General features: G+C 37.7%; 23 protein-coding genes. 9 read left to right on the top strand and 14 right to left on the bottom strand.

The annotated features are described in order from the left end of the window. Positions 1-131: 131 nt before the first annotated feature. The 4 genes from ACM03V_RS09495 to ACM03V_RS09510 all read right to left on the bottom strand — a co-directional run bounded on the left by ACM03V_RS09495 (position 132) and on the right by ACM03V_RS09510 (position 5,056). A complete protein-coding gene (locus ACM03V_RS09495; protein ID WP_414620523.1) occupies positions 132-1,034 on the bottom strand; it encodes an FkbM family methyltransferase in 903 nt (300 codons plus the stop codon). Between the two features lie 117 nt (positions 1,035-1,151). Beyond that, entirely contained in the window at positions 1,152-2,471 is a 1,320-nt protein-coding gene (locus ACM03V_RS09500; protein ID WP_414620524.1) for a TIGR03279 family radical SAM protein, read from the bottom strand. A gap of 265 nt (positions 2,472-2,736) precedes the next feature. Continuing rightward, on the bottom strand, positions 2,737-3,717 hold the full coding sequence (locus ACM03V_RS09505; protein ID WP_414620635.1) for an undecaprenyl-diphosphate phosphatase: 981 nt from the start codon (positions 3,715-3,717) through the stop codon (positions 2,737-2,739). Positions 3,718-4,078: 361 nt separating this feature from the next. After that, positions 4,079-5,056 carry an undecaprenyl-diphosphate phosphatase gene (locus ACM03V_RS09510; protein WP_414620525.1) on the bottom strand — a complete coding sequence of 326 codons (978 nt, stop codon included), beginning with the start codon at positions 5,054-5,056 and terminating at the stop codon, positions 4,079-4,081. A 474-nt stretch (positions 5,057-5,530) separates the two neighbouring features. Here ACM03V_RS09510 and ACM03V_RS09515 point away from each other — a divergent pair, with 474 nt between their 5' ends. From ACM03V_RS09515 to nadB, 3 genes are all read left to right on the top strand, one after another. Next, a complete protein-coding gene (locus ACM03V_RS09515) occupies positions 5,531-6,190 on the top strand; it encodes a DUF3120 domain-containing protein (protein WP_414620636.1) in 660 nt (219 codons plus the stop codon). A gap of 252 nt (positions 6,191-6,442) precedes the next feature. Next, positions 6,443-6,883 carry a photosystem II complex extrinsic protein PsbU gene (gene psbU, locus ACM03V_RS09520; protein WP_414620526.1) on the top strand — a complete coding sequence of 147 codons (441 nt, stop codon included), beginning with the start codon at positions 6,443-6,445 and terminating at the stop codon, positions 6,881-6,883. A gap of 174 nt (positions 6,884-7,057) precedes the next feature. Next, positions 7,058-8,728, top strand: a complete 1,671-nt coding sequence (gene nadB / locus ACM03V_RS09525) for an L-aspartate oxidase (RefSeq protein ID WP_414620527.1) — start codon at positions 7,058-7,060, stop codon at positions 8,726-8,728. A gap of 97 nt (positions 8,729-8,825) precedes the next feature. On the opposite strand, the gene ACM03V_RS09530 is transcribed toward nadB, so the two are convergent. The 4 genes from ACM03V_RS09530 to ACM03V_RS09545 all read right to left on the bottom strand — a co-directional run bounded on the left by ACM03V_RS09530 (position 8,826) and on the right by ACM03V_RS09545 (position 13,341). Continuing rightward, positions 8,826-9,089, bottom strand: a complete 264-nt coding sequence (locus ACM03V_RS09530) for a hypothetical protein (RefSeq protein WP_414620528.1) — start codon at positions 9,087-9,089, stop codon at positions 8,826-8,828. 811 nt (positions 9,090-9,900) lie between these two features. Then, the gene (locus ACM03V_RS09535) at positions 9,901-12,063 is read right to left on the bottom strand and encodes a CHASE2 domain-containing protein (RefSeq protein ID WP_414620529.1); all 2,163 of its coding nucleotides are present in this window, start codon (positions 12,061-12,063) and stop codon (positions 9,901-9,903) included. 686 nt (positions 12,064-12,749) lie between these two features. Beyond that, the gene (locus tag ACM03V_RS09540) at positions 12,750-12,950 is read right to left on the bottom strand and encodes a hypothetical protein (RefSeq protein ID WP_414620530.1); all 201 of its coding nucleotides are present in this window, start codon (positions 12,948-12,950) and stop codon (positions 12,750-12,752) included. A 145-nt stretch (positions 12,951-13,095) separates the two neighbouring features. Then, positions 13,096-13,341: a hypothetical protein gene (locus ACM03V_RS09545; RefSeq protein WP_414620531.1), complete on the bottom strand. Its 246-nt coding sequence runs from the start codon at positions 13,339-13,341 to the stop codon at positions 13,096-13,098. A 296-nt stretch (positions 13,342-13,637) separates the two neighbouring features. Between ACM03V_RS09545 and ACM03V_RS09550 the strand changes: the two genes are divergently transcribed. Then, positions 13,638-14,369, top strand: coding sequence for a hypothetical protein (locus ACM03V_RS09550; RefSeq protein ID WP_414620532.1), 732 nt, complete (start codon positions 13,638-13,640; stop codon positions 14,367-14,369). A gap of 175 nt (positions 14,370-14,544) precedes the next feature. Here ACM03V_RS09550 and ACM03V_RS09555 read toward each other — a convergent pair whose 3' ends face one another. The 4 genes from ACM03V_RS09555 to ACM03V_RS09570 all read right to left on the bottom strand — a co-directional run bounded on the left by ACM03V_RS09555 (position 14,545) and on the right by ACM03V_RS09570 (position 19,261). Next, complete coding sequence (locus ACM03V_RS09555) at positions 14,545-15,480, bottom strand: S66 peptidase family protein (RefSeq protein WP_414620637.1); 936 nt, start codon at positions 15,478-15,480, stop codon at positions 14,545-14,547. A gap of 147 nt (positions 15,481-15,627) precedes the next feature. Further along, positions 15,628-16,695 carry a glycosyltransferase family 4 protein gene (locus ACM03V_RS09560; RefSeq protein WP_414620533.1) on the bottom strand — a complete coding sequence of 356 codons (1,068 nt, stop codon included), beginning with the start codon at positions 16,693-16,695 and terminating at the stop codon, positions 15,628-15,630. A 118-nt stretch (positions 16,696-16,813) separates the two neighbouring features. Then, on the bottom strand, positions 16,814-17,998 hold the full coding sequence (locus tag ACM03V_RS09565) for a peptidoglycan-binding protein (protein WP_414620534.1): 1,185 nt from the start codon (positions 17,996-17,998) through the stop codon (positions 16,814-16,816). A gap of 198 nt (positions 17,999-18,196) precedes the next feature. Continuing rightward, positions 18,197-19,261 carry a DMT family transporter gene (locus tag ACM03V_RS09570; protein WP_414620535.1) on the bottom strand — a complete coding sequence of 355 codons (1,065 nt, stop codon included), beginning with the start codon at positions 19,259-19,261 and terminating at the stop codon, positions 18,197-18,199. A gap of 290 nt (positions 19,262-19,551) precedes the next feature. Here ACM03V_RS09570 and ACM03V_RS09575 point away from each other — a divergent pair, with 290 nt between their 5' ends. Together ACM03V_RS09575 and ACM03V_RS09580 are read left to right on the top strand one after the other, a co-directional pair. Then, positions 19,552-19,701: a hypothetical protein gene (locus tag ACM03V_RS09575; RefSeq protein WP_414620536.1), complete on the top strand. Its 150-nt coding sequence runs from the start codon at positions 19,552-19,554 to the stop codon at positions 19,699-19,701. A gap of 186 nt (positions 19,702-19,887) precedes the next feature. After that, the gene (locus ACM03V_RS09580; RefSeq protein ID WP_414620537.1) at positions 19,888-20,553 is read left to right on the top strand and encodes a gamma-glutamylcyclotransferase; all 666 of its coding nucleotides are present in this window, start codon (positions 19,888-19,890) and stop codon (positions 20,551-20,553) included. A gap of 10 nt (positions 20,554-20,563) precedes the next feature. Here ACM03V_RS09580 and ACM03V_RS09585 read toward each other — a convergent pair whose 3' ends face one another. Then, complete coding sequence (locus tag ACM03V_RS09585) at positions 20,564-20,845, bottom strand: hypothetical protein (protein ID WP_414620538.1); 282 nt, start codon at positions 20,843-20,845, stop codon at positions 20,564-20,566. Positions 20,846-21,257: 412 nt separating this feature from the next. After that, positions 21,258-22,130 (bottom strand): DUF4231 domain-containing protein, encoded by an 873-nt coding sequence (locus ACM03V_RS09590; protein ID WP_414620539.1) that lies wholly within the window; start codon positions 22,128-22,130, stop codon positions 21,258-21,260. Between the two features lie 465 nt (positions 22,131-22,595). Between ACM03V_RS09590 and ACM03V_RS09595 the strand changes: the two genes are divergently transcribed. The 3 genes from ACM03V_RS09595 to ACM03V_RS09605 all read left to right on the top strand — a co-directional run bounded on the left by ACM03V_RS09595 (position 22,596) and on the right by ACM03V_RS09605 (position 23,189). Next, complete coding sequence (locus ACM03V_RS09595) at positions 22,596-22,775, top strand: helix-turn-helix domain-containing protein (RefSeq protein ID WP_414620540.1); 180 nt, start codon at positions 22,596-22,598, stop codon at positions 22,773-22,775. Between the two features lie 110 nt (positions 22,776-22,885). Further along, the gene (locus ACM03V_RS09600) at positions 22,886-22,999 is read left to right on the top strand and encodes a hypothetical protein (RefSeq protein ID WP_414620638.1); all 114 of its coding nucleotides are present in this window, start codon (positions 22,886-22,888) and stop codon (positions 22,997-22,999) included. A 1-nt stretch (position 23,000) separates the two neighbouring features. Further along, positions 23,001-23,189: a hypothetical protein gene (locus ACM03V_RS09605; RefSeq protein WP_414620541.1), complete on the top strand. Its 189-nt coding sequence runs from the start codon at positions 23,001-23,003 to the stop codon at positions 23,187-23,189. The last annotated feature ends 89 nt before the right edge of the window (positions 23,190-23,278 follow it).

A 23,278-nucleotide genomic window follows, 5' to 3' on the forward strand; every position in this document is an offset into this window, starting at 1 on the left:
AATGTTGTTTTCGCCAAACTTTCCTGCACCACTCGCAATAATCGGAGGCAGAGCCTAAGCTGTTGAGAATGGTGCAAGATGCCCGCACTACAATAATTTGATATTTTTGTTTTAAAAAGACTTAGGATTTGTTAGACAGATGCATTGACTAATTTAGCAATCTTCTGGTAAGACTCCTCTGGCACTGCCAAAAAATCGTGACCAATTAGTTGATTGGAGCGATCGGGATCGAAAGACTCTAAATGCATCCGAACCAAGCACTTTGGAATAGAGAAAAATTTATAGCCGAAATCGCGTAGAATTTTAATCGCGGGTTGTTCGCTAGCTTTTCCTTGTAACTTTTCATTTAGCTCAAAAATAATTGCTTCAGGACGAGTTTTCAGCAATACTTCCCTTCCACCCTTAAACACTTCAGCTTCAAAGCCTTCGACATCAATTTTGATCAGTTTTATGGACTTTATACCTTGTTCATCCGCAATTTTAGACAGACGACGTACTAGCACTTCAACCACATCGCAGTTACCCGTCTCTCTATTACGAACAAGCGAACCCATTCCTGGATGATTTTGAGGAATTCGCAATTCGAGCGAACCTTCCTCTGCACCTAAAGCGATTGGATGCAACCGAGTATTAGACATCTTATTGCGAGCAAAAGTTGTTTCCAGAATACTCTGCAACTCCGGATTTGGTTCAAAACTATGAACTTGTCCGCGATCGCCAACTAATTTAGAGAGCCAAACTGTAACCGCACCGATGTTTGCACCAATATCCAACACCGTATCACCCGGTTTTACGATTTGAGCGCATATCCACGTGAGTTTGCGATCGCGTTCACCAACGTAAAATGCAGCACGCCCATTATAGTCATTTAAAGAAGCTAGAACTTCACCACCAGGAACGGCAGACCATACCCGTTCGTTACTAGCACCAGCAAGCTTTATAATTAATGAGTTATTTGCAAAACTTGCACATCCGCTGTAAAACGGATAAAACTTAGTCAAACTGGCTACCAATGACTGTCTAATTGTTGGCATCTTTAATTTCCTATTCAATAACAGGTTTTTATTGTTTGTTTAACACCACAAAACTCGTCGCTTTAGCTTCAGCCAATAGCAACTCAAACCCGATTGCCTTATTGACTGTACTTTCAATTATGTAATACAAGTTTTTATTAACTCTTCAACAGTTGCCACAGGATAAATTTTTACTTTTAAATTGTTAGTAACTTCCTCCACTGTTTTATCATCGAGAAATACTGATTCTCCATGCTTTAACATTACGCTCGGCAATAAAATTCCGTCTCCTAAATTTTCATTCTGTAATTTCAAAAGTAAATCGTGACCAGTTAATAAACCAGTAACGCTAATATCTTGTCCCCAATAATCGCTAGATAAAGCAAGCATCTTAACAGACAAACCTTCAACCGAATTTAACTGTTTGACAAGAGGTTGAAAAGCTTGCTCAACTGCATTTCCTACTACCCAAGTTAACTTTCTAGGTTCAACTTTCTGCGGTAATAATTCTCGCGCTGTTTGCAAAAATTCCTTAATAAAAAAACGAATCGAACCAACACCATTATCAATTTGGGGATAATCTTGGTATTCAGCTTCACATGGTAGTTCCTCACCTGCAATTAAAAACCATTCGTCGGCTAACCAAATGCAATTTGCACCAATAGTTTCTTGTAATTCTTGCTGCAACTTCCGCACTTGAGTAATTACTTCTCGTGCTTTCTCCTGGGTTACTGGTATAAGTTCATCCTCTTGGGGACGAAACCGCGTTAAGCCCACTGGCACTACTGCAACAGAAGCTACAGCAGGTAATTCGCCACTATGAAAAGACGCTAAATCGCGCAAAGTTTTGTCTAGATGTATGCCATCATTTATAGCAGGGCAAACAACTACTTGTGCGTGGATTTGCAGCCGTCTTTCCTGAAACCACTTTATGTGTTCTAATATTTCTCCCGCACGTTGATTTTTTAATAATCTAATTCTTACTTCGGGTTCGGTAGCATGAACTGATACATAAAGTGGGGACAATCGCATCTGTTCGATTCTTTCCCATTCTCGTTGCGGTAGATTAGTTAAAGTTAGATAAGATCCGTAGAGAAAACTTAAGCGATAATCATCATCTTTAAAGTAAAGACTAGAGCGTTTACCCGGTGGCTGCTGATCGATAAAACAAAAAGGACAGCGGTTATTACACTGGATTAAACCATCAAAAAGCGCCGTTTCAAACTCTAAACCTAAATCGTCATCGTAATCTTTTTCAATTTCAATTTGATGAGTTTTACCCTTCTGATCTAAAATCTCTAATTCTAAAAATTCATCAGCGCATAAAAACTGATAATCAATCAAATCGCGAGGATGCATACCATTAATACTAACGATTGCATCACCCACCTCAAATCCGATTTCAGCGCCAATAGAATCCGGTAATATTTTTGTAATACGAGCGGGGTTAATGTTCATGAGTTAAAAGTTAGGAGTTGGTAGGTTGGGTTAGGCGCACGAAGAATTATAGTTTTAATTAAAAATTGATGTTACGGCGTAACCCAACATTGCATTTTTTAATCATCAATATCCTACATCCTCGCCACGATAATGTTATTTATCAAAATGCTGATGTTGGGTTACGACACGATTAACAAATATTGTCGTCAGAAGCATTCATCTCTTTTCGTGTGTAACCCAACCTACTCTCTAGTCTTACAACTCCTAACTCTTAACTCTCATCCTAACTATTTTGCAAAAAGCCCGCAGCAATACCACCTAATATAAAAATTCCAAATATTAATCGATACCAAACAAACACCCAGGTACTTTGATTTTTCAGAAAACGGAGCAAACTAGCGATCGCCAAGTAAGAAAATACTGCCGATGAAATTATCCCTGCCACCAAAGAAGCGATCTGACTTCCATCAACCCCTGCGGCAAAAAAATCTTGTAATTGTACCAATCCAGCTATAGAAATAGCCGGAATACCCAGCAAAAATGAAAATCTGGCTGCGGTTTCTCGTTCTAAATTTAAAAATAATCCTGCCGTTAAAGTCGAACCAGATCGAGATACACCGGGAATCACCGCTAAAGCTTGAGCAATACCCATTAGCAAGCCATCTATCATTATTAGATGTTCAAAATTACGTTGCCGCTTGCTGAATTTTTCCGCCAATCCTAAAAGTATTGACATCACGATAGAAGCAATCGCGATCGCGCTCATACTCCGCAGCGGTGAATTATTAAAGTCGGGTATAAAAATTTTGAGAATTATTCCGCAAAATAATATCGGTAGCGTGCCAAAAAGAATACCTATACACAAGCGAAAATCAAAATCCATATAGTCCGAAAGAGCCATAGCCCTGCTAGCACCTTTGAAAATCCTCGATAAATCCTTCCAGAAATACCACAGCACCGCCGCAATACTTCCTAACTGAATCACGGCACTAAAAGCGACTCCAGGATCTCCCCAACCAAGCGCTACCGGAACGACTTTTAAATGAGCGGTGCTGCTAATCGGTAAAAATTCGGTTGCGCCTTGTATAAAACCTAAGAAAACAGCTTGCCAAATGTTCATTTGCTGCACGCGATCGGCAACTGTGGAAGGTTCGTTAGCAAAAGTTTTTAACGGATGTATTGTAATGCTGAATATGGCGGATGCTAAAGTTAAAAACCAGAATAATTGACGTTGAATAAAAGTCCGTATATTTGTTCTCGCCATTAAAACAAAACCAAACCTTCGGGTTTTACGAAGCTTTTTGTCATTATTCATCACAATGGGCCACTCATTAGATTTTGGATTTTGGATTTTAACAACGGATGCTTTTGTTTTGGCTTGAGAGTTAGGAGTTAGGAGTCAAGAGTTATGAGTTATGAGTAGCAAGTAAATTACCATCGCTACTGGTTACTCCTTACTCACTACTCGCTACTTTAAGAATCTCCCCATGCCCCATCCCCAATTCCCAATGCCCTGCGGCCGAATGTCTATATCTTGCACAAACAATCAGTAGACTCAAGGCTACGACAATACAAACAGTTACCAGTTACCAGTTATTAATCAACAACTGATAATTGTCTTTTAGTTACGCATTCTGAAGTACACCGAAATATAATCCAGCTAAGATGGCGATACCGAATATTACGCGATACCACACGAACACCCAAGTGCTTTGGGTTTTAAGAAATTCCACTAACCATGCAATTGCTAAATAAGAAAATATTGCGGATGATACTATACCTGCTAACAAGGTAAGCATTTCCGAATTAGCTATATTTCCTTGTTGTACATCTTTAATTAAACCTAAAAGTTCTACTAACCCAGACAAACTAATCGCGGGAATTCCTAATAGAAAGGAAAATCTTGCTGCTGTTTCCCTTTCCAAACCCATGAATAATCCCGCTGTCAAAGTTGAACCGCTTCGAGAAGCCCCAGGTACTAACGCCAAAGCTTGAGCGCAGCCCATTAATATTCCATCACCCATTGTTAATTTGTCAAAATTGCGCTGTCTGGTACCTTTTGTTTCCGCTAATCCTAAAAGCAGTCCCATCACAATTGACACAACTGCGATTACACCCATACTTCGTACAGTATTTTCATAAAACTCTCCCAACACAATCTTGACTAAAAGCCCCAAAACTACTATTGGCAATGTTCCAATCGCAATTCCTAGAGCAATGCGAAAATCGGTATCTTGATAATCTTTTCGTCTAATAGCAATCCACGCACCTGTCAAAACCCGCTTCAAATCTCCCCAAAAGTACCAAAGCACAGCCACAATACTACCAAGCTGAATCGCTGCACTAAAAGCAGAACCTGGATCTCCCCAACCTAATACGACTGGTACGGCTTTTAAATGCGCCGTGCTGCTGATGGGCAAAAATTCTGTTGCACCTTGCACAAAGCCTAAAACAATGCCTTGCCATAGGTTCATTTGCGAAGCTCCATCAACAACAGGAGTACTCGCATCTTGGCTCAGAACTTTTAATGGAAATGTCGCTACTGATACAACGCCACTTCCTACCATCAACAAGGGAAATAGCAAACGTTTGGATACAGCCATGAATATACCTATCTACCCGTAATTACCAACAATCACACTTTCAACTAATTCTGTAGTGTTTACAGGAAAAAAATACGACAGTTGAAAATAATGTTTCCTGTTTACTTAGAATTGTGAAGCTAAATTCTCGCTACAGCATACCCGCAAACCTCACTTTATTCTTTGTGTTTTTTTTAAAGATTTCATATTTGGCTACAATTGAGATACTATAAATATGCCCCCCCCCTGGATTCACAAATCTATTAGGAGGTTGCAAAAAGACCTTAAGAAAAGTTAAGCTTTGTAAAGAAAATTAAAATTTTGACTAATAATACGTTGTATTCATATACATTTTTTAACCCCGTGACTCAAACCGTTGAAAGCCTCGAATCCTTAAAAATCAACTCTATAGCTAATCAAAAAGCGATAAGTAGGGCAATACCCTTACATAAAGAGAAAGATGAGAAATTAAGGTCTTTCTCAACTTCTTCGTTAATACCTCTCTCGTTTGGGGTTAGATCTCGACAAGCTCTACTAGTATTTACTGCTGCGGTATTTCTGGTATCGGTGCCTGTATTTATTGAAGCGCCGCTGGTAAGAGTACTGCCGTGGTTGAGTGTAGCTCTAACATTGGGATGGATATGGCTGAGTAAATTATTGATGTCGCGGAATTCAACTTATGTTTGGGGAGATTTACTGCTAGGTTTCAGTTTGACTTGGTTGGCTGGTTCCATTTATTGGGGTTGGCTACGCTGGGAACCTTTATGGCATTTACCCGTAGAATCAATCGGTTTACCCTTTGCCATGTGGTGTTTGTATCGGAATTGGGGCAAAGTCGGTAACTGGTTTTATTTTGGTTCTCTAGTTGGTACAGTTTTAACCGACATATATTTTTACATTGTGGACTTGATACCCTACTGGCGGCAGATTATGGTTGTAGAACCCGAAGCAGCAACACCCGTTTTTAAAGCAGCACTTTCACAAGTACAAACACCGCTAGGACAAGCTTGGGCAGTTGTTTTAGCTGTTGTGTTATTAAGCGTGGGGATTATACCTTTAAAATATAAGCAGCTGCACTGGTATGCTTTTAGTGGAGCAGTTTTAAGCACAATTTTAGTAGATAGCTTATTTTTAATCGCTGCTGTTATAGCTTAAGTTTGGGCAATCGGCTTTGCGATCGCTGTAATAGCTAACAAAAGCTTTTGAAGGCAAAAATTTTGCTCTAAATCCTTAACAGTAAATATTAGATATATTGATAAGCTATATATTAGTTTTTGATAACTGCTGTGTTTGAATTAAGCTACTTACTACGAGCATCTGTCATTTGTGCATTATCTGTAACGAATGGCATCTAAGTAGGATTTGGCTTAAAGCTTTATGTAAGTTTGATGGAAAGAGGTAGAAATCGTGAAACGATTGGCGCATTTAGTAACAGTATTTAGTTTGTTAATCGGATTTTGGGGATGGTTAGGTTCCCACGGAGTAGCCCAAGCAGTAAATTTGAACGAATTTGCTGTTAACAATACTCCTATTTTTGCAATTGATTCGTCCCGAATATTGCGAAATCGAGCAGATGACAAACTTGCAGATGTTTATGGTGATAAAATTGATTTAAACAATACCAACATAGGAGCTTTTCAGAGATATAGAGGACTATATCCTACACTTGCTAAGAAAATAGTCTTTAACGCTCCTTACGACAACATAGAAGATGTACTGAATCTTCAAGGTTTAAGCGAAAGACAGAAACAACGCTTGCAAGACAACATGGATCACTTTACGGTTAACCCACCAGACGAAATATTTATTGATGGCGACGAGCGCATTAATAACGGTATTTACAGATAAACAATGCCAGTGTTTTGCAATATCGCAATTTTAAATCTGGGCGTTTTTGTTTGAAATTGAAATAATCCTCAAAAGGATAAATTAAGAGACGTTGCAGTGCAACGTCTCTTGATAGTATATTTTTTTATGAAGAACTCTTGATTTGAGCTTATAAAGCTTTTAAAAATATAAATTTTGACGAAAAATACTCTTCAAAATAAATTTGATGTTTTAGTAGTGGGTGCTGGTGCAGCTGGACTATATACTGCTCTTTGTCTCCCTCAAGATTTACAAGTTGGCTTAATTACTAAAAAAACTATTTCCTTATCTGCTAGTGAATGGGCACAAGGAGGTATTGCAGCAGCAGTTTCTCCGCAAGATTCTCCGCAATTACACGTCGAAGATACCATACGCGCGGGTGCTGGTTTATGCGAACCTTCTGTAGTTAAATTTCTTGCCGAACAAGCTCCGGAGTGCATTCAATCTTTAGTTGACTTAGGAGTAGCTTTTGATCGCAGCGGTTCAGAATTAGCTTTAACTTTAGAAGCAGCCCATTCTCGCCACAGAGTTCTTCATGCTGCCGATACTACGGGTTCGCGAGTCGTCACCACTTTAAGCGCTCAAGTATTACAACGTCAGAATATCAAAATTATTCAACAAGCTTTAGCGTTAGATTTGTGGCTGCATCCAGAAACTAAACGCACTCAAGGAATTAGCTTGTTTTATCAAGGCGAAATTCGATGGATTCAAGCTGGTGCGGTAATACTAGCAACAGGTGGTGGAGGTCAAGTTTTTGCTCAAACGACTAATCCGGCTATTAGTACAGGTGATGGTGTAGCTATAGCTTGGAAGGCTCAAGCAATTCTCAGAGACTTAGAGTTTATGCAGTTTCACCCTACTGCTTTAACTAAAGCAGGTGCTGACCGATTTTTAATCAGCGAAGCAGTGCGCGGTGAAGGGGCACATTTAATTGATAATCAAGGACGACGCTTTGCATTTGACTATCACCCATCTGGGGAATTAGCACCCCGAGATATAGTTAGTCGCGCTATTTTTACCCATTTGCAAAAAACAGAAAATGACCCCGCCACCGCAAATGTGTGGCTGGATATGAAACCTATTGCTGCCGAAAAAATTCGTTATCGCTTTCCCAACATCGTTAAAGTTTGTCAGCGTTGGGGAATCGATGTATTCTCAGAACCCATTCCCGTCGCACCCGCAGCTCATTACTGGATGGGTGGAATTAAAACAGATTTGATGAATCGTACTAACATTCCGGGTTTATACGCAGTTGGAGAAACAGCCAGCACCGGAGTTCATGGAGCAAACCGTTTGGCCAGTAACTCTCTACTAGAATGTATAGTTTTCGGCGCTCAAATGTCCCGTCTTAAGTTAGAAGACAATATTAATATTGAGATTGGGCATCTTCCTTCAGAGAGATTTAAGATTAATCCTTTAGATTACACTAAAGAAGTTAAATATTTACAAGAATTACGAAGTGAGATACCGCGTTTAGTTTGGCAATCTGCTGGAATTTGTCGAGAACGATCAAGCTTAGATAAAGCAATTTCTACTATCGAATCTTGGCGGACAGAATTCACTAACCTTAAATTAACTAAATTTCTATCTTCTTTAAATCCGCCAAAGCCAGCTAGTTTTGAATCGGATAATGCTCAAAAGCTATTGCTGCTGTGGGCGCAAGTCCGCAACCTGCTTGATATAGCTTATTTGATTCTTAAAAGTGCTGCTTATAGAACTGAAAGCCGGGGAGGACATTATCGTTTGGATTATCCCCAATCAAATCCTGATTGGCAAGTTCATACGTTAATACAAGATAATCATTGGTGGAAAGAAGGAAGCTATTAGTCGCGATTAAAACAGGACAATAACTACCGGCTTTATCTGGGATGGTAATCCTACTTATCTCAAATCAGATCCTATTACTTGACTTAAAAGCTTTATATCATCGGGTACCGCTGCCATAAGCGCTGGAAGGATGACCAAAATTAGGCGGTTGATATCCTGATGAGTCTATATAATCTTCTTCGTATCTATCTAAACTGTCTTCTACGGCAGGAATTGCATATTTAGGAACGTTATGATTTAAAGTCAAAGCGGCATCTGCAATTTTAGGGATTATTAAAGAAACTCCAAAAATCAAACATATTGCGCTGCTAATCTTTAAACTATTTCCTAAAAATTTTTGTGTATTAGTCTGAATCTTCATAGAACAATCGTACCTACGTGTATATACTTGTTTTTTTAATGAAATTTGAGTTAATATCTAATTAATTTTTTTGTCAAAAGTGGAATTACTGATAAATCAGCTTAGGTTAAAAAAAAGATCAATCTTTAGAATGAATACCGATTTATAACTTAAATATTGTCTGAATAAGTGGTAATACCAACAGAGAACTATCTACATCTGCCTATAGTTAGACATGGGGTGTAAATCTACTAATACAAGTATCTACACATCGGTTTTCTTCAACTTATCTTAATCTATTCAGTAGAATTACAGTATATATTGATTCATAAAGGTAAATACATACTGAAGATAGTCACTTTTTATCATTTTTTAATTAAACCTTCATTAGAGAAAATAACTAAAAATGGATAATCAATGTTGCCATATTGGCAGCTGTTTATAAAAGTTTATCTCTCAAAACAAAATAATTGGTAATTATACCTCAGTCAAAATGCTCAGAATTAAACGATCAATTTAGTCCCTTGGCTTTCATCTAACTGATTAATTCTACAGACTGGTAAATCTGGATTTCGGATATATCTAAAGATAGAGGCTCCTTGTTTTTGAATTTACCGATCGCACTTCAAGGGACAAGGTATCCAAGACCGCATAAGGTAATTTATGATACTCAACCTTGATGCAGATCAACAAAAGCTCCATCGTTTCACGGCGATCGGCTTTTCTGTTGGCAATTAGATGGGGATTTAAACCCTAACAAGACAGCTTACAGGCCAATTGCGGCGGTGGGGTATTTAACCCGCCCGTAGCTAAAAGCTAAAAGCTAAATAAATTAAAAACTCCGAAGTGCAAATTCATAGCGATTTCTTCCGAGATGCTTGGCACGATACATTGCAGCATCAGCTTGTTTTAGTAATGTTTCACAATTCTCAGCATTATCTGGATAAATGCTGATACCGATGCTCGCGGAAACTGTAGCATTATGATTTTCCAGAGCAATAGGTTCTGTAATAGTTCTGAGAATTTTGTCTGCGATTTTAGCAGCCACTTCTGCCTTGGGGATTTTACGTAAGATAATGGTGAACTCGTCCCCACCTAATCGTGAAACAGTATCGCTACCGCGCAAGCAATTACTAAGTCTTTGAGCAACCGTTACCAAGAGTAAATCGCCCATTTTATGCCCTAAAGAGTCGTTTACTTGCTTAAATCCATCTAAATCGACAAATAATAATGCCAACATACAATTACCGCTTTTTGCCCAAGACAAAGACTCATGAAGTTCCTCAGTAAAAGCTTTGCGATTTGGTAAGCCGGTAAGAGCATCATGATAAGCGATATAACGAAAATGGTCTTCTTGGAATTTACGTTCGGTAATATCGCGAATTATTCCTACTAAAAATAAATTTCCTGCTGAATCTTTATGAAGCGAACGTTTAGTAGCAATTAGATGAAGCTTGCCATATATATCCGTCAATTGTTCTTCATTTTCTAAAAACTTGTGAGTCTTAAAAACGTACTCATCGTTTTTGATAAAAGCATCCGCTTCATGTTTAGGGAAAAAATCATAATCGAACTTACCGATTAACTGCTTTTGTGGAGAACCAATTAAATTACAATATGCATCGTTTAACACAATCCATTGATGCTTTTCATTTTTAACAAAAATTGGGTCTGCAACTGTATTAATAACTTGCTGTAAAAAATCTTTAGATCGTTTAAATTCTTCTTGTGTATGAGCAATTTGACTAGTAATAACAATTACTGAACCAATATAAGTTATTAATGTAGGAATTAAAGGTATCCACCAGCCTTCTAAAAACAAAAGATAGGCGCAAACTGTAAATATAAAACTAATAAATAAAATTAATAGAAAGTTTTTACTTGAACTTCTAATCCGCCACCTAGTTATTGCCCCTATATAAGCCCAAATTGCAATGCATAAGTATTCTACTGGTTCCGACCAAACTCGTAATAATTTTCTTCCTTCAAGTGATGCAGAAATAATTTCATCAATAAAATAAGCTTGCAGTTCTACACCAGCTATGGACTCTGGCTCTGCAACCATAAAACTACTTGAGTATGGAATCAATTTTAAATCTAGCAAGCTTGGTGCAGTCGAACCGATAAGAACAATACGATCTTTAATCCAGTTTTCAGGTAGCTTCTTATTCTCATTTAATACATCTTTCAAAGGTATTGTGCGATAGCCATAAGATTTATCACCACAACCTTCAGAGCAAGCTGGCTTGGGAAAGTTAGATAAAAACTGATAGCCACCATCATCGGCGTTTACATAGCCACCATCATTCTTTTTAAATCGAATAAATTTAGCTTTACCTAATTGTAAGTATTCAGAATTTTTGGCGTTTTTAGGTACAATATTCTCCTTTCTTAAATAAAGCCGCGCTAATTTCAAAGCAAAGCTTTCGTATTCTCGATCCTTAAAATGGGCATATAGCAAGCCGCGACGTACTTTACCATCAGCATCTCGTATTGTGTTATTAATTCCTACCTGACCTTTTTTTTTCAATACAGATGGTGGGTTAACGCGACTGTTTTGACTATCTGATAGTAATTCAATGCCAATTAAATTCGGCATTGAATTAAATGCTTCCTCAAGTTCTTTTTTACCAGGTGGTACTGCTAAATCTCTATAAATATCTAAACCAATAGCACGAGGTTGATAACTATCTATTTTTTGTAATAATTTAGCAATATCGCTGTCGGAAATTGGCGAGCCAAATTTACGTAAAGAAGTTTCGTCTATAGCCACTATGGTAATTCGCTCTTGAGAAGCTTCAATTGGACGCAATTGAAAAAACCGATCTAAAACAGCCCACTCTAAAGGTCGCAATAATCCTAAGTAGCGCAATACAAGTACGCAAATTACTACGCTAGAAGCGGTAATGAATTCCCTATGTCTTTTAAAAAATTTTTGATGTAGTGTAAAGATAGATACTTGTAAATCTTTACCGATATTTTTTCTTATTCCCATTATCCGAGCGGGGGAAAATTTGTCAACTTAATATTTTTAGGGTACTAACTGTACTCTTCTGCTAGATATTTTATAAAATCAGATCGAACATCTAAATGTGTTTTTTTATTAGATGTACGAGTGAAAATTAATCATTCTAGTTATTTACTAAATTTAGTAGAGGTGTTTTAAGAGAACATGGTTCCCTGAAAAACTTAGATCATTTACATTTATAATCCTTTCAAATAAAAAATAGATCGTGGTGTCTGCTCCGCAAGCTCCCTTGTAGCTAGAAAGCGAAATGCTCCTACTATAGAAATTAATTAGAACGACTATAATGCAAATGATTATATTTATAAGTCACTAATTAGTACAAGTACTTGTAGCGCATAATAAAAGGGTACTTATATAAATACGCTATCGGCAAGTGCTAAATCGTAATTAATTAAAATCTATCTGTAAATTTTAATTCATTCATTGCATAAATATATACGTATAAAATTATATACGTGTTTTTATTACTATATAATTCGAGAATTGAGAATAAATAGGTTATAGCTTTAAAATAAATTATAGTCGATGGTTCTCTTCAGTATTTGAACTGAATATTTTTTTAGGCGATGCTATTTATACATTATTGATGAATAACTACTGAAGAAAGATTTCAGCTTAAACCTTGTGAGCTTTCTTACAATAGCCCCCCACTTTTAAAACATCCTCTTAGCTTCATCGCTTTGAATTCCTAGAAAAACAGCAGAATTATCTAATGCTATCGAAGAAGTACCCGGAGTTGAAAAGCTTCCTAATAGATTATTATCTCGATCAAAAGCAGAAACGAATGCACTAAAGCTAGGAATATCATCAACAGCTATTTGACTACCAGCAGCTTTTACAGGTTGATCAATCAAAAGTAATGCTCAAAGAACCTGGATTGCCAATAGCAGGAAAAGTACCAGGCACAAAACCTGTAAAGAGTAGATAATCGCCATTTGCAAAGTTACTTGGAATTCCCTCAGATTCAGGCAAGGTTTGAAATACAAATGGTGGAGTTAATCAATCTACTTCTACTTTGGGAATTTCTACACTTAAGCCCAAACTTTTTTCAGATGTTGCTGAGAACGAATTGGGTAGCAAATCGTTAGGATTCGGAGAACGAGGTTTAAATACTTGACCTAAGCTTAACCAGTCAACTCGGTTGTTACTATTTAAAGCATTTCTTTGAGAAACCAATGTAACTGCTTGGACTTTTAGAGATATGGAAGTTATAAAGGTTGTGAAAACGGCAATAGAAAGATTCACAAGTAAGAAGAAGTAAGTAATAAGTAATACCTCTACCTTTTAGGTAGAGGATTCAAATAATGATAAATTTGGTTTTTATTCGTCTTTAAAAGACGAGGCTTTATACCATATTTCGGGCTAAAATTTATTACTTCTTACTTATTACTTTTTACTTCGCGACTTTTGCCCGAAGGGCTTTGGTGAACGAGAACTTGTCAATTCCAAAAACCTGAGATTTGATAGTCATACTAAAGCTTTAAAAAACGCTTTTACTCTTTAAACTCGTGAAAGCGTAATTATCTTTATTGTTAATTATTATGCCATCTTTATTTAAAAATATCCCACAAAGTCCGTCTGAATCTAATGTTAAGCAGAAAAACTTCTTGCTTATACCTCGTTCCGAACGGCGAGGATTCTTTGTTTTGTTTACGTTTATGACAGCTTTAGGATGGATTGGTGGAGGAATTGCCAGTCTCGCTTTAGAAAAGATTCTCCGAGAGAATATACCCGATTATTTTGTCCAAAACGAATTATTGTGGTTCCAAATTGCAAAGTTAATTGCTACTAGTTTATTTGCATTAATTTTCGCCGCAGATCAATCTATTCCCTTAAATAAATATATCTCTGGTTGGTCATGGATGTTTGCAACTGCAATCGGCTGGTTAGTAGGTAATACCGTTTCTACAGCTTGGATTGCCTACATTTCTTCTATGGCTGCTTCAACAAATCAAATATCACCACAAGCAGCAATCTTTTTTGCAATATTACCAACGGCTGCTTATATTTTTTCTGGTTTATGGCTGGGTTTATTGCAATGGTTAGTATTGCGAAAACAGGTAAAATGTGCATGGTGGTGGAATTTTGTACCTTCGATTTCGTACTTTTTTATTAGCGTTTCAATACTATTTATTTCTTTAGTACAAAACTTTATTCCAGCAATACATCGCGATATTACTTTATTTTTACTAACTCAAGGATCGACAGCATTGATTTTGGCAGTTATTCCCGCTATTGCTTTTTGTCGTTTGCGGAAAAACAATTATCAATGAACAATTATCAATTATCAATTTTGAACAAGGTTTATAGTGAGGACTTTAGTCCTTAGAGCGATAAATCGCTTACTACGAACCTTTTCACTATTAGACAGTATTGCTTGGTACGCTCGCGGCTGAAGCCATAACGCACCCTACTGTTAACTGTCATCAAATTGATAATTGATAATTGTTAACTAAAACTTAAAACCCCTTCCGAAGCATCCAAAGTTACCGTTACACCTACGGGTAAAGCTGCATTGGGTGCTTGATGTCCGAAGGGTAAGTCTGAAACTACGGGAATACCTAAATCCCCAAGGCGATCGCGCAAAACTTCATCTACACTAAAACTAGGAATATTTGCTGGTACTTCGCAATTGGTAAAGCTACCTACAGCAACTCCGACTATTTTTGATAAAGCTCCACTCATTCGCCATTGAGTTAGCATTCTATCGATGCGGTAGGGGGCTTCTCCTACGTCTTCTATTGCTAAAATTACGCCATCAAGCTCTGGCTGCATTGGGGTACCCAAAAGATGAGTTGCGACGGTAAGGTTTGCTGGAAGTAATTTACCGCTAACAATGCCACCTCCCCATCCTTTACCTTTTAAAGGTTCAAGAGATTTACCTTCTACTAAATCGAATAATCTTTGTATTGACCAAGTTGGTTCTTCCGCTAAAGTAGTCATTACGGGTGCATGAATTCCACAAATCCCAGCTTTGTAAAGACTCCACAATAAAGCTGTGATATCGGAGAAACCTATTAACCATTTTGGTTTGGAAGCGTTGGGAGTTTCTTGATTTTGCAACATCCACGTCCATTCTTCCAAAATTCTTGTAGTGCCAAAACCACCTCTAGCGCAAAGAATACCGCGACATTCGGGGTCTTGCCAAGCTGCGGCTAAGTGATTGCGGCGATTTTCGTCATTACCAGCTAAATATCCCCATCTATCTTCTATTTCCGGAATTACTTCTACTTGATAACCTCGCGATCGCCAAATTTCTACACCACATTGCAATGCTTTAAATTCTCGCAAAGCACCGCTAGGAGCAATTACTCTCAATAAGTCTCCTGGCTCTAAAGGTTGCGGTATTAGTAGATTGTTGGTGTGTTGAATTTTGACTTGCATTGATTGCTGGTTATTTGTAATAGAGATGGATGGGGAAGATGTCATTCTTCGATTGTGTTTCCTAGTTCGCAATTAGGAAGTGTTTATCCGTAAAATGAGTTGAAAAAATAATCAACAAACCTAAAAACTTCTGAAATTTTCCGAATTTTAAACCTGAAAATTCAAAATGTCCACAAACCATTTTTCAAAACGTTCGCCTAATGCTTCTAAAGAGAATACTTTTTGTGCGGTATCTCGGCAAGTTTGACGGTTTATTCGATCCAAACGCTTTGTAGCTTCTATTAATCCAGTAACGCTATCTGGCTCTACTAAAAAACCAGTTTCGCCGTGTTTAATAATAGATGCGGGGCCACCTCGACTATAGGAAATTACGGGAACTCCACAAGCTAATGCTTCAATTGCTACATTCCCAAATGCTTCCACCCAGCGAGGTGTCATAATTAACGCCTGACACTGACGAACAACTTGCTGCATTTCTTTAGTAGATAAAAACCCTAGATACTCAAAAGGTGCATTTGAGTATACTTGCTGGATTTTCTGCCAGTAAGATTCATCTTGAATTTTACCCATAACTTTGAGAGGAATGTTAGTACTCTTTGCTACAGCGAGCGCATCTTCTAAACCTTTTTCCGGAGAAATACGCCCTAACCAAGCAAATTGTTGTTTCGGTTTGCCGCAAAATTGATACAAAGATAAATCTATGCCGCTGCTCAAATAATATATGGGAAAAGTTAATTCGGGAAAAGTAGCAGCCTGTGCGGAAGTGTAAAAACCAATTGTGCCGGGAAATTGTTTTGAAGTTTGGACAATAATCAGATCGAGAGCATCCGAGAGAGAAGCCATGCTAACAAAATGAGCTACTGGGATTTTAAGAAAAGGTGTCAAGTAAAAAGGCAACCAATCGTAAGCAAAGTTAACAATTAAGTCATATTCGCTCTCAACTTGACGAACATAATCCCACATATTAGCTAAAACGGGATTGCTCGGCATTGCGATCGGTGTTTCTCGCTCTAAACTTTGGGCAATAATTTGTAAACTCCCCGAAATCTGCATTATCGGCAAGTCATCCCATGTAGAGCCAGCAGGAGCAACAATTTGTAAATCGTGTCCCCGCCGCATAACTTCTTTGGCAATATTGTACAAACTTAATTCCACACCACCACCCAATCCAGAACCAAGAGGCCCCACGGGGGTAGAAACGAACAGTAATTTCATCCGCAATCAAGGCTTAATAATAAGTAAATATTAAGTCTCTAGGTTGCTTAATGCTAGGGGGATGGGGGGATGGGGTAACATATAACTATTTCCCTACTGCCTACTGCCTACTGCCTGTTCACTGCTCGCTGTCTTCCCACTTTTCTGGATGTTGCACGCGCGTTTGTGTTCCTTCTGATGGCAAGATACGTATTCGATTCATTTGCGAAATTGCATACCTGGCAGTTTCTTGTACTTCTGGATCTTCGTCTTCGGCTGCCATCGATAGCATTTGACTAATTTGAGCCATTACGTCATATACGCGGGTTAAGTCGCGGATGGCGTTTTTCCGCACGTCGGGGCTTTCGTCTTGCATTGATACTGCTAAAGCGCGATTCATTGGTTTGAGGGTGCGAGTACCAATTTCGGATAAAGCAGCCAAAATTAAACTACGTTGTTGCGAATCGGCATCAACCATCTGCTCTACCAATGGCTGAATCGCTCGCGAATCACCTTTTTGTCCTAATTCCCAAATGGCTTTACGTCGTAGTGTAGGGTTGGAACTCTCTAAATCCTCAATTAATTCATCTACAACGTTAACCTTGGCTAAACGCGAAGTTTTTTCTGTAGGAATTATTGGTGCAGATGGTGTAATTGTGGGTGGAATATCTTCAACATCGCTTGTTGGCAAATATTTTTGATCTCGATCGGTATCTGTAAATTCATATTGGGGTGGTTGAACTATTTCTGTATCATCATCTAGATCATCGTTAGCATAGGTGCCAGGATTTTTTGCTCGTTTGGAATACCTGAACAATTGAAATAGATAGAATAAAGTACCTGCACCAGCCAATATTCCCATCGCGATAAAAGCCAGTTTAATCCAGTCGGTTGATGAAGATTTTTGTTCCTCTGGAGTTTCTTCAGATACAGGTTCTAAGCTAGGTGTAGACGTAAAACTACTTTTTTCTAAAGTTGCTGTTTTTAAGACTTCCCTGGTTTGACTACCTGCAATACCGTCGGCAAGCAAACCCTTCTTTTGCTGAAATTCAATTACAGCTATGCGCGTAGTTGCACGAAACTGTCCGTCGGGGATGCCATTGTAATAACCCAATTTTTTTAATTGGGCTTGGAGTACTTTTACATCATCTCCCACACTACCTATTCTCAGGTTAGAGCGTGAAGTTGTATCATCCGAATCAGCTTGAGCAACTTTTAATAAAGATGGTGTTTTCTCATAGCTAACCGCAACTGCCGGATTGATGTTAAATCCAAAGCAACTCAGATAAGTAAATATAACTATAGAATAATGGCATCGCCTCATACAGCAAATTTCAGCAAAACAGTAGTTTAAAAGTTACCGACACAACAATAACTTTAATTTACTTAAATGTTAACTTTTTTCCTGACAAAAAAATTTAATCAATATATAAAGAGCTAGTTGATTCTTCACTGTATGTCACATTGATAAGCGTAGGATGCCCGTACCACAAGAGTTGTGAAGTGAATTGATAATGTTTGTTTACTGTAAAATTTCTGGCTCCGATTCTTTGACTGATATTTTCAGAGGAGTGAGTTGATTATCTGATGCTTCAAAAGCGGGTTGCGTAGTTATCTGGGCTAAATTTGCTTTATTATTCTGTCTTCCTAAAGCATCGCGCTGATTTATCAAATAAATACTGACTAAAGTTATCGTAACTCCCACCCATTGCAAAGTACTTAGAACTTCATTTAATAAGATATTGCCAAAGATCAAGGCAAATATCGGGGTTAAAAAAGTTAAAGAACTTAAACTTGTAAGATTTCCACTAGAAGCGAAATAGAAAAACACACCGTAGGCGATCGCACTACCAAATATAGCGGCATAACCCAAAGCTACCCAATCCGAGGGAATTAAATTCTGCCATTGTTGAGATTCTGTAGTTGCGGAAATTCCCCACAACGGTAAACCACCGATTATCATGTGCCATCCGGTAGCGGTAACAGCATCGGCATGACGGGTGACAAACCGAATCATCACCGTTCCCACAGCCATACTTAACGCAGCCAGCAGCATCAAAAATTCGCCGCTCTGGAAAAATGATTGAGAAATCGTAAACGAAGATTCGGGAGTATTAGAGAAAATACTCAAAATTAATTCATCGGGTAAACCAATTAGACTAATACCAGTAACCCCGATTGCTAACCCCAACCATCCGTATAAACCGATTTTTTCCGCAAACAGCCACGAACATAACAGTGCTACGGCTAAAGGTTGTGAATCAATCATCACCGAACCTAAACCCGCACCAGTTCTAACTAAACCTTCTGCTAAAAAGCCTTGAAACAGCGCTCCATCAACTAATGCAAACAAAGCAATCCACAGCCAAGCCTTCCAGCCCTTCGGTTGAGGTTTACCCATAAATGCCGCTGCAACTAAAACCAGTATCCCAGCCGGTAGTAGTCGCATTCCAGCTAAGAAAAAAGGCGTAGTATGCGGCATAACTCCTTTCATCGCCACCATCGCCGTACCCCAAAGGAAAAAAGGCGAAATTAATAACAATGGCTTTAAAGAAGAATCCAGGGACGCACTTTTATTTAACTGCATGGGATTACTGATTTGATTTACGCAGGTCAAGGTTAAATTTATCTTAACTAATTATTGCGTTTTGTAAAGGCATTAATACTTATTTTGGGGATTGGGCATTGGGGATTGTAGGTTGGGTTAGGCGCATTTTGGATATTTGAAGCGATACCAATAATTGATATTTGCAACCTAACCCAACATTAAATTTGTGGTTGTTAGAGAAAATTTTTGTATAATCGGACGGGCAGGGATGCCCATCCCACAAGAGTTTAGAGTTAAAATTAAATATTTTGTTGATATAGGGTGTGATTATGGATGATGGAAGAAAGCTTATCAGTGGTGAAAAGTTACTTAAAAGATATGCTTCTGGCGAGAGAGACTTTGCTGGATTAAGAATCAGTGCATCGAAGTTAGATGGACAAGATTTTCGAGAAATAGATTTTAGGGAATTTAAATTTTAAAAGAAAGCGCCATATTCGATGTTGGGTTAGGTTGCAAATTATATTTTTTGTATTGGCTTTATATTGCTCGTGCGCCTAACCCAACCTACATTTTACTTTCTTCAAAGGTTCCGATTAGATAGAATAATATTTCCCTCAATTACCAATTACCAATCCCCATCCCCAATCCCCTATCCCCTTCTTCATATGTCACTAACTCGCGCTGATTTAGAATCTAGCCGCTTGCATCAAATGATTTCGCAATCGGGTTTGGGAATGCAACTATTAAGCGAAAGTCAGTTGCAAGAGTCTATTCGCGTTACTCTTAAGGTTCATAAACCAAATACTGATGTTTGGCTGTTCGCTTACGGTTCGTTAATTTGGAATCCTGCGTTTAATTTTACCGAACGTCGTGTGGGAACTGTTTACGGTTGGCATCGCCGCTTTTGTTTACGGGCATTAGTTGGTAGGGGCACTCCAGAACATCCGGGTTTGGTGCTGGGTTTGGATTCTGGGGGTAGCTGTCGCGGTGTTGTTTATCGTATCCCCGCCGCTGATATGGAGTCGGAATTGTTGCTGCTCTGGCGGCGAGAAATGGTGATTGGTTCGTATATTCCCCGATGGGTAAAAGTAGTTGATGGAACAGAGGAAGTAATGGCAATCGCCTTTATAATCAATCGCCATCATCCAGATTACGCCGGTAAAATGTCTTTTGAAACCACAGTTAATACTCTTGCCACAGCGAAAGGTGAACTCGGTTCGAGTGCTGAATATTTAATGCAAACCGTTAAGGGATTGGAAACGGTAGGAATAGAAGATAAACAACTGTTGCGATTGCATTCTAGTGTATTGGAACAGCAGAATAATGGGTAATGGGTAATAACTACTTAGAATTACTAGTTATTTTGCTTTTTTGATTGAGCAATTCTTGAACATCATTCGGTAGTTGTGCAAAACCTGGATTTTGTATAGCGTTTTTGGCAAGCTCTACCTGTATTTCAATTGCGATATCTTCTAATTTCATTTTTTCGTGATGGTACATTTCTGTATTAGGAACCCACCATTCGTAAATTACTTCTAAATCTGAATATAGTCGGCATTTGACGATTTTTTCGTATTCTTCGCCAACTTTTCCTAAGTATCTGGCTATTTCGGTTTTGGTCATTTTTTTATCCTTTGGGGTTATTTATTTTTTATATATCGTATCTAAATTTTAATAGTTTTTGAATTATCAAGAATAGTTTAGCAGTTGATACCAAGGGTTATTGGATATTTTTGCTACAGGTTAATTTAATGTAAATAATAGTTTTTATTAATGAATTGTTGGGTTTATTCGTTTTGTTTCCCAACCGCCAGGGAATACAATAGACATCTCCGGAAAACATTTCTATTCAAATTACACGCAAACCGCGAGCCCCCTACCCCCTTCCCTATGAGGTAATGGGGGTTTTTTAAGCCTCTCTCAAGCGTGGGGGAGAGGTTTGGAGAGGGGTATTTTCAATTCCTGCCATGTCGTCTATTGTAATTATTTTGGAGTGGGCATCCATGCCCACCCTGATATATGATTTAAATGCTTTTTAGCTTACTGGTAAGTTAGATTGTTCTACTATTTGTTCTGTTTTCTCCTGCTCCGGTTTTTCTGCTTTATCCTCGTTATTTAAAATGCTACTAGTTTCTTGTATTTGCTTGAGATGAATATTATTCACTTGGGTAATAAAGTTTTCGATAGACTTCTTTGCCTTTTTTTGTTGTTCGTTTTCGTTAATTGAGTCATAGCAGCGGTACAATGGAGTTATTCCTAAGACAAACTTTTCTTGTTCTGCTTCTAATAATTCAACAGTTGTGTTAGCAGAAATCCAATTTTCCTGAAAAGGAAAGGAAGTAACAACACTAGCGACTATAGAAGCAACCGCAGGAAAAATTACAGGGAGCCATTTTAGCCAATTTTGGCCAGCTTGCAATTTGTCTACCAAAACTAAAATCGGTGTAACCCCAGTCAAAATAATTGTTCCTATTTGCAATCCATAGTAAAGATTTCTTGATGTCGCTCTAGTGCTTTTGTAATCTTTAATCAATTCTTGAGCATAGTCTAAAGCCTTTTCTCTTGCTGGTGTGATTGGATTATTAATCAATTTTTTCTGATTATTCATCAGATAGAGATCTGCTTTTTTCTGCCTATCATCTTGATAGGCAGTTTGACGAGCAGTTTGAGATATTTGTAAATCTATAAAAAACAGAAAAACAAATATAGCCAGAGATATAGCTTCAGCGATTATAATTTTTGGATTCCCTGGAAGGGCAAGAGCAATAATACCAAAACCAATAAAAATAGCTAAAGATAAATATTCAATTACTTTCAGAGGGAAGGGCATTCCTTGAGTTGATGAATAGGATGGTTTTGGTTGAGTATCCTTGATTTCCATTTGATCGCTTTGCTCAAAATTAGTCATAGTTAACTCGTAAATTATACTAATGTATGTACCTTAAGCTTTATTCCCTGTTGAATATTTAACTAATTCTGAACATGTCTGTCAAGGGTTTTTACAAGCAGCATCAAGGAATCTTAAATTGGTTAATATTTATTTTGAGAATAAAAAAAATATGAATGGGATTGATTTGACGATGAAAATTAGTAATAGATAACCTGCGTTTATTTGATTTTGATCATCGGTTGTATTTTCGGGGAGTTTCACTAATGAATTAATAGATATCTCCAAAAAATAATTAGTCTCTGATAAAATAATATAAAAGGGTGTTTTTATCGCAATCTTATGACTAGTCTATTAGATTATATTGAAAAGAATCCTAAAGAATCACAGCGTTTGCTAGGTTTAAAGTATGAACAACTAAAATAACTTTTAGAAAAAGTGATAGAACTACATAGTCATAAAATGAAATTGGCTGAATCTAAAAAAATGCGAATTATTCGAGGTGGAGGAGGTCGAAAACCAAAACTGTCACTATCTGAGCAAGTGATATTGGCTTTAACATACTTAAGGCATTTGACAACATTTCAACTTCTCGGCATTCAATTTGGAGTAAGTGAAACTACTGCAAATTATACGTTTAATTATTGGTTTCCATTGTTAGAATAATTGCTACCATCAAGTTTACTTGAAGAGGTAAAAAAAACTCCAGTGACTACGAAATTGTTAAAGAGGTTTTAACCGAATTCGAGTTAATAGTAGATAGCTACGAACAGCCTATAGAAAGACCTAGCGACTATAAGGAGCAAAAAAAATATTATTCAGGTAAAAAAGTAAATCATACTCGGAAAAGCCAATTAATCGTCTTACCTTTAGGGGAAAGATATTGTTGATGTGGTTTCTAACAAATCTGGGCCGAAAAGCGACATAAGTATATTTAATGAAAGTAAGAAAGGTTTTGACCCAAAACAAAAATTTCATGGCGATAAAGCATATGAAGGTGGAGAATCAATAAAAACGCCGAAGAAAAAACCTCAAAATAAAGAGTTAACTATTGATATTAGCAGAAAAACAAAGAGTTAGCATCTGAACGAATTTTTGTGGAACATTTAATTCGTTTAGTGAAGGTATTTAGAGTAGCGGGCAGAACGATTTCGATTAAATTCACGCCT

It is taken from the genome of Calothrix sp. CCY 0018, assembly GCF_963920925.1.
Lineage (GTDB): Bacteria > Cyanobacteriota > Cyanobacteriia > Cyanobacteriales > Nostocaceae > Rivularia.

Excerpts from the sequence above, each read along its gene's own strand:
- ACM03V_RS09530 (WP_414620528.1), bottom strand. The coding sequence starts at position 9,089 with ATGAAGATTCAGACTAATACACAAAAATTTTTAGGAAATAGTTTAAAG.
- ACM03V_RS09590 (WP_414620539.1), bottom strand. The coding sequence starts at position 22,130 with ATGACTAATTTTGAGCAAAGCGATCAAATGGAAATCAAGGATACTCAA.
- ACM03V_RS09595 (WP_414620540.1), top strand. The coding sequence starts at position 22,596 with ATGCGAATTATTCGAGGTGGAGGAGGTCGAAAACCAAAACTGTCACTA.
- ACM03V_RS09500 (WP_414620524.1), bottom strand. The coding sequence starts at position 2,471 with ATGAACATTAACCCCGCTCGTATTACAAAAATATTACCGGATTCTATT.
- ACM03V_RS09495 (WP_414620523.1), bottom strand. The coding sequence starts at position 1,034 with ATGCCAACAATTAGACAGTCATTGGTAGCCAGTTTGACTAAGTTTTAT.
- ACM03V_RS09535 (WP_414620529.1), bottom strand. The coding sequence starts at position 12,063 with ATGGGAATAAGAAAAAATATCGGTAAAGATTTACAAGTATCTATCTTT.
- ACM03V_RS09575 (WP_414620536.1), top strand. The coding sequence starts at position 19,552 with ATGGATGATGGAAGAAAGCTTATCAGTGGTGAAAAGTTACTTAAAAGA.
- ACM03V_RS09550 (WP_414620532.1), top strand. The coding sequence starts at position 13,638 with ATGCCATCTTTATTTAAAAATATCCCACAAAGTCCGTCTGAATCTAAT.
- ACM03V_RS09505 (WP_414620635.1), bottom strand. The coding sequence starts at position 3,717 with ATGGCGAGAACAAATATACGGACTTTTATTCAACGTCAATTATTCTGG.
- ACM03V_RS09565 (WP_414620534.1), bottom strand. The coding sequence starts at position 17,998 with ATGAGGCGATGCCATTATTCTATAGTTATATTTACTTATCTGAGTTGC.
- ACM03V_RS09555 (WP_414620637.1), bottom strand. The coding sequence starts at position 15,480 with ATGCAAGTCAAAATTCAACACACCAACAATCTACTAATACCGCAACCT.
- ACM03V_RS09585 (WP_414620538.1), bottom strand. The coding sequence starts at position 20,845 with ATGACCAAAACCGAAATAGCCAGATACTTAGGAAAAGTTGGCGAAGAA.
- ACM03V_RS09510 (WP_414620525.1), bottom strand. The coding sequence starts at position 5,056 with ATGGCTGTATCCAAACGTTTGCTATTTCCCTTGTTGATGGTAGGAAGT.
- ACM03V_RS09570 (WP_414620535.1), bottom strand. The coding sequence starts at position 19,261 with ATGCAGTTAAATAAAAGTGCGTCCCTGGATTCTTCTTTAAAGCCATTG.
- ACM03V_RS09560 (WP_414620533.1), bottom strand. The coding sequence starts at position 16,695 with ATGAAATTACTGTTCGTTTCTACCCCCGTGGGGCCTCTTGGTTCTGGA.
- ACM03V_RS09580 (WP_414620537.1), top strand. The coding sequence starts at position 19,888 with ATGTCACTAACTCGCGCTGATTTAGAATCTAGCCGCTTGCATCAAATG.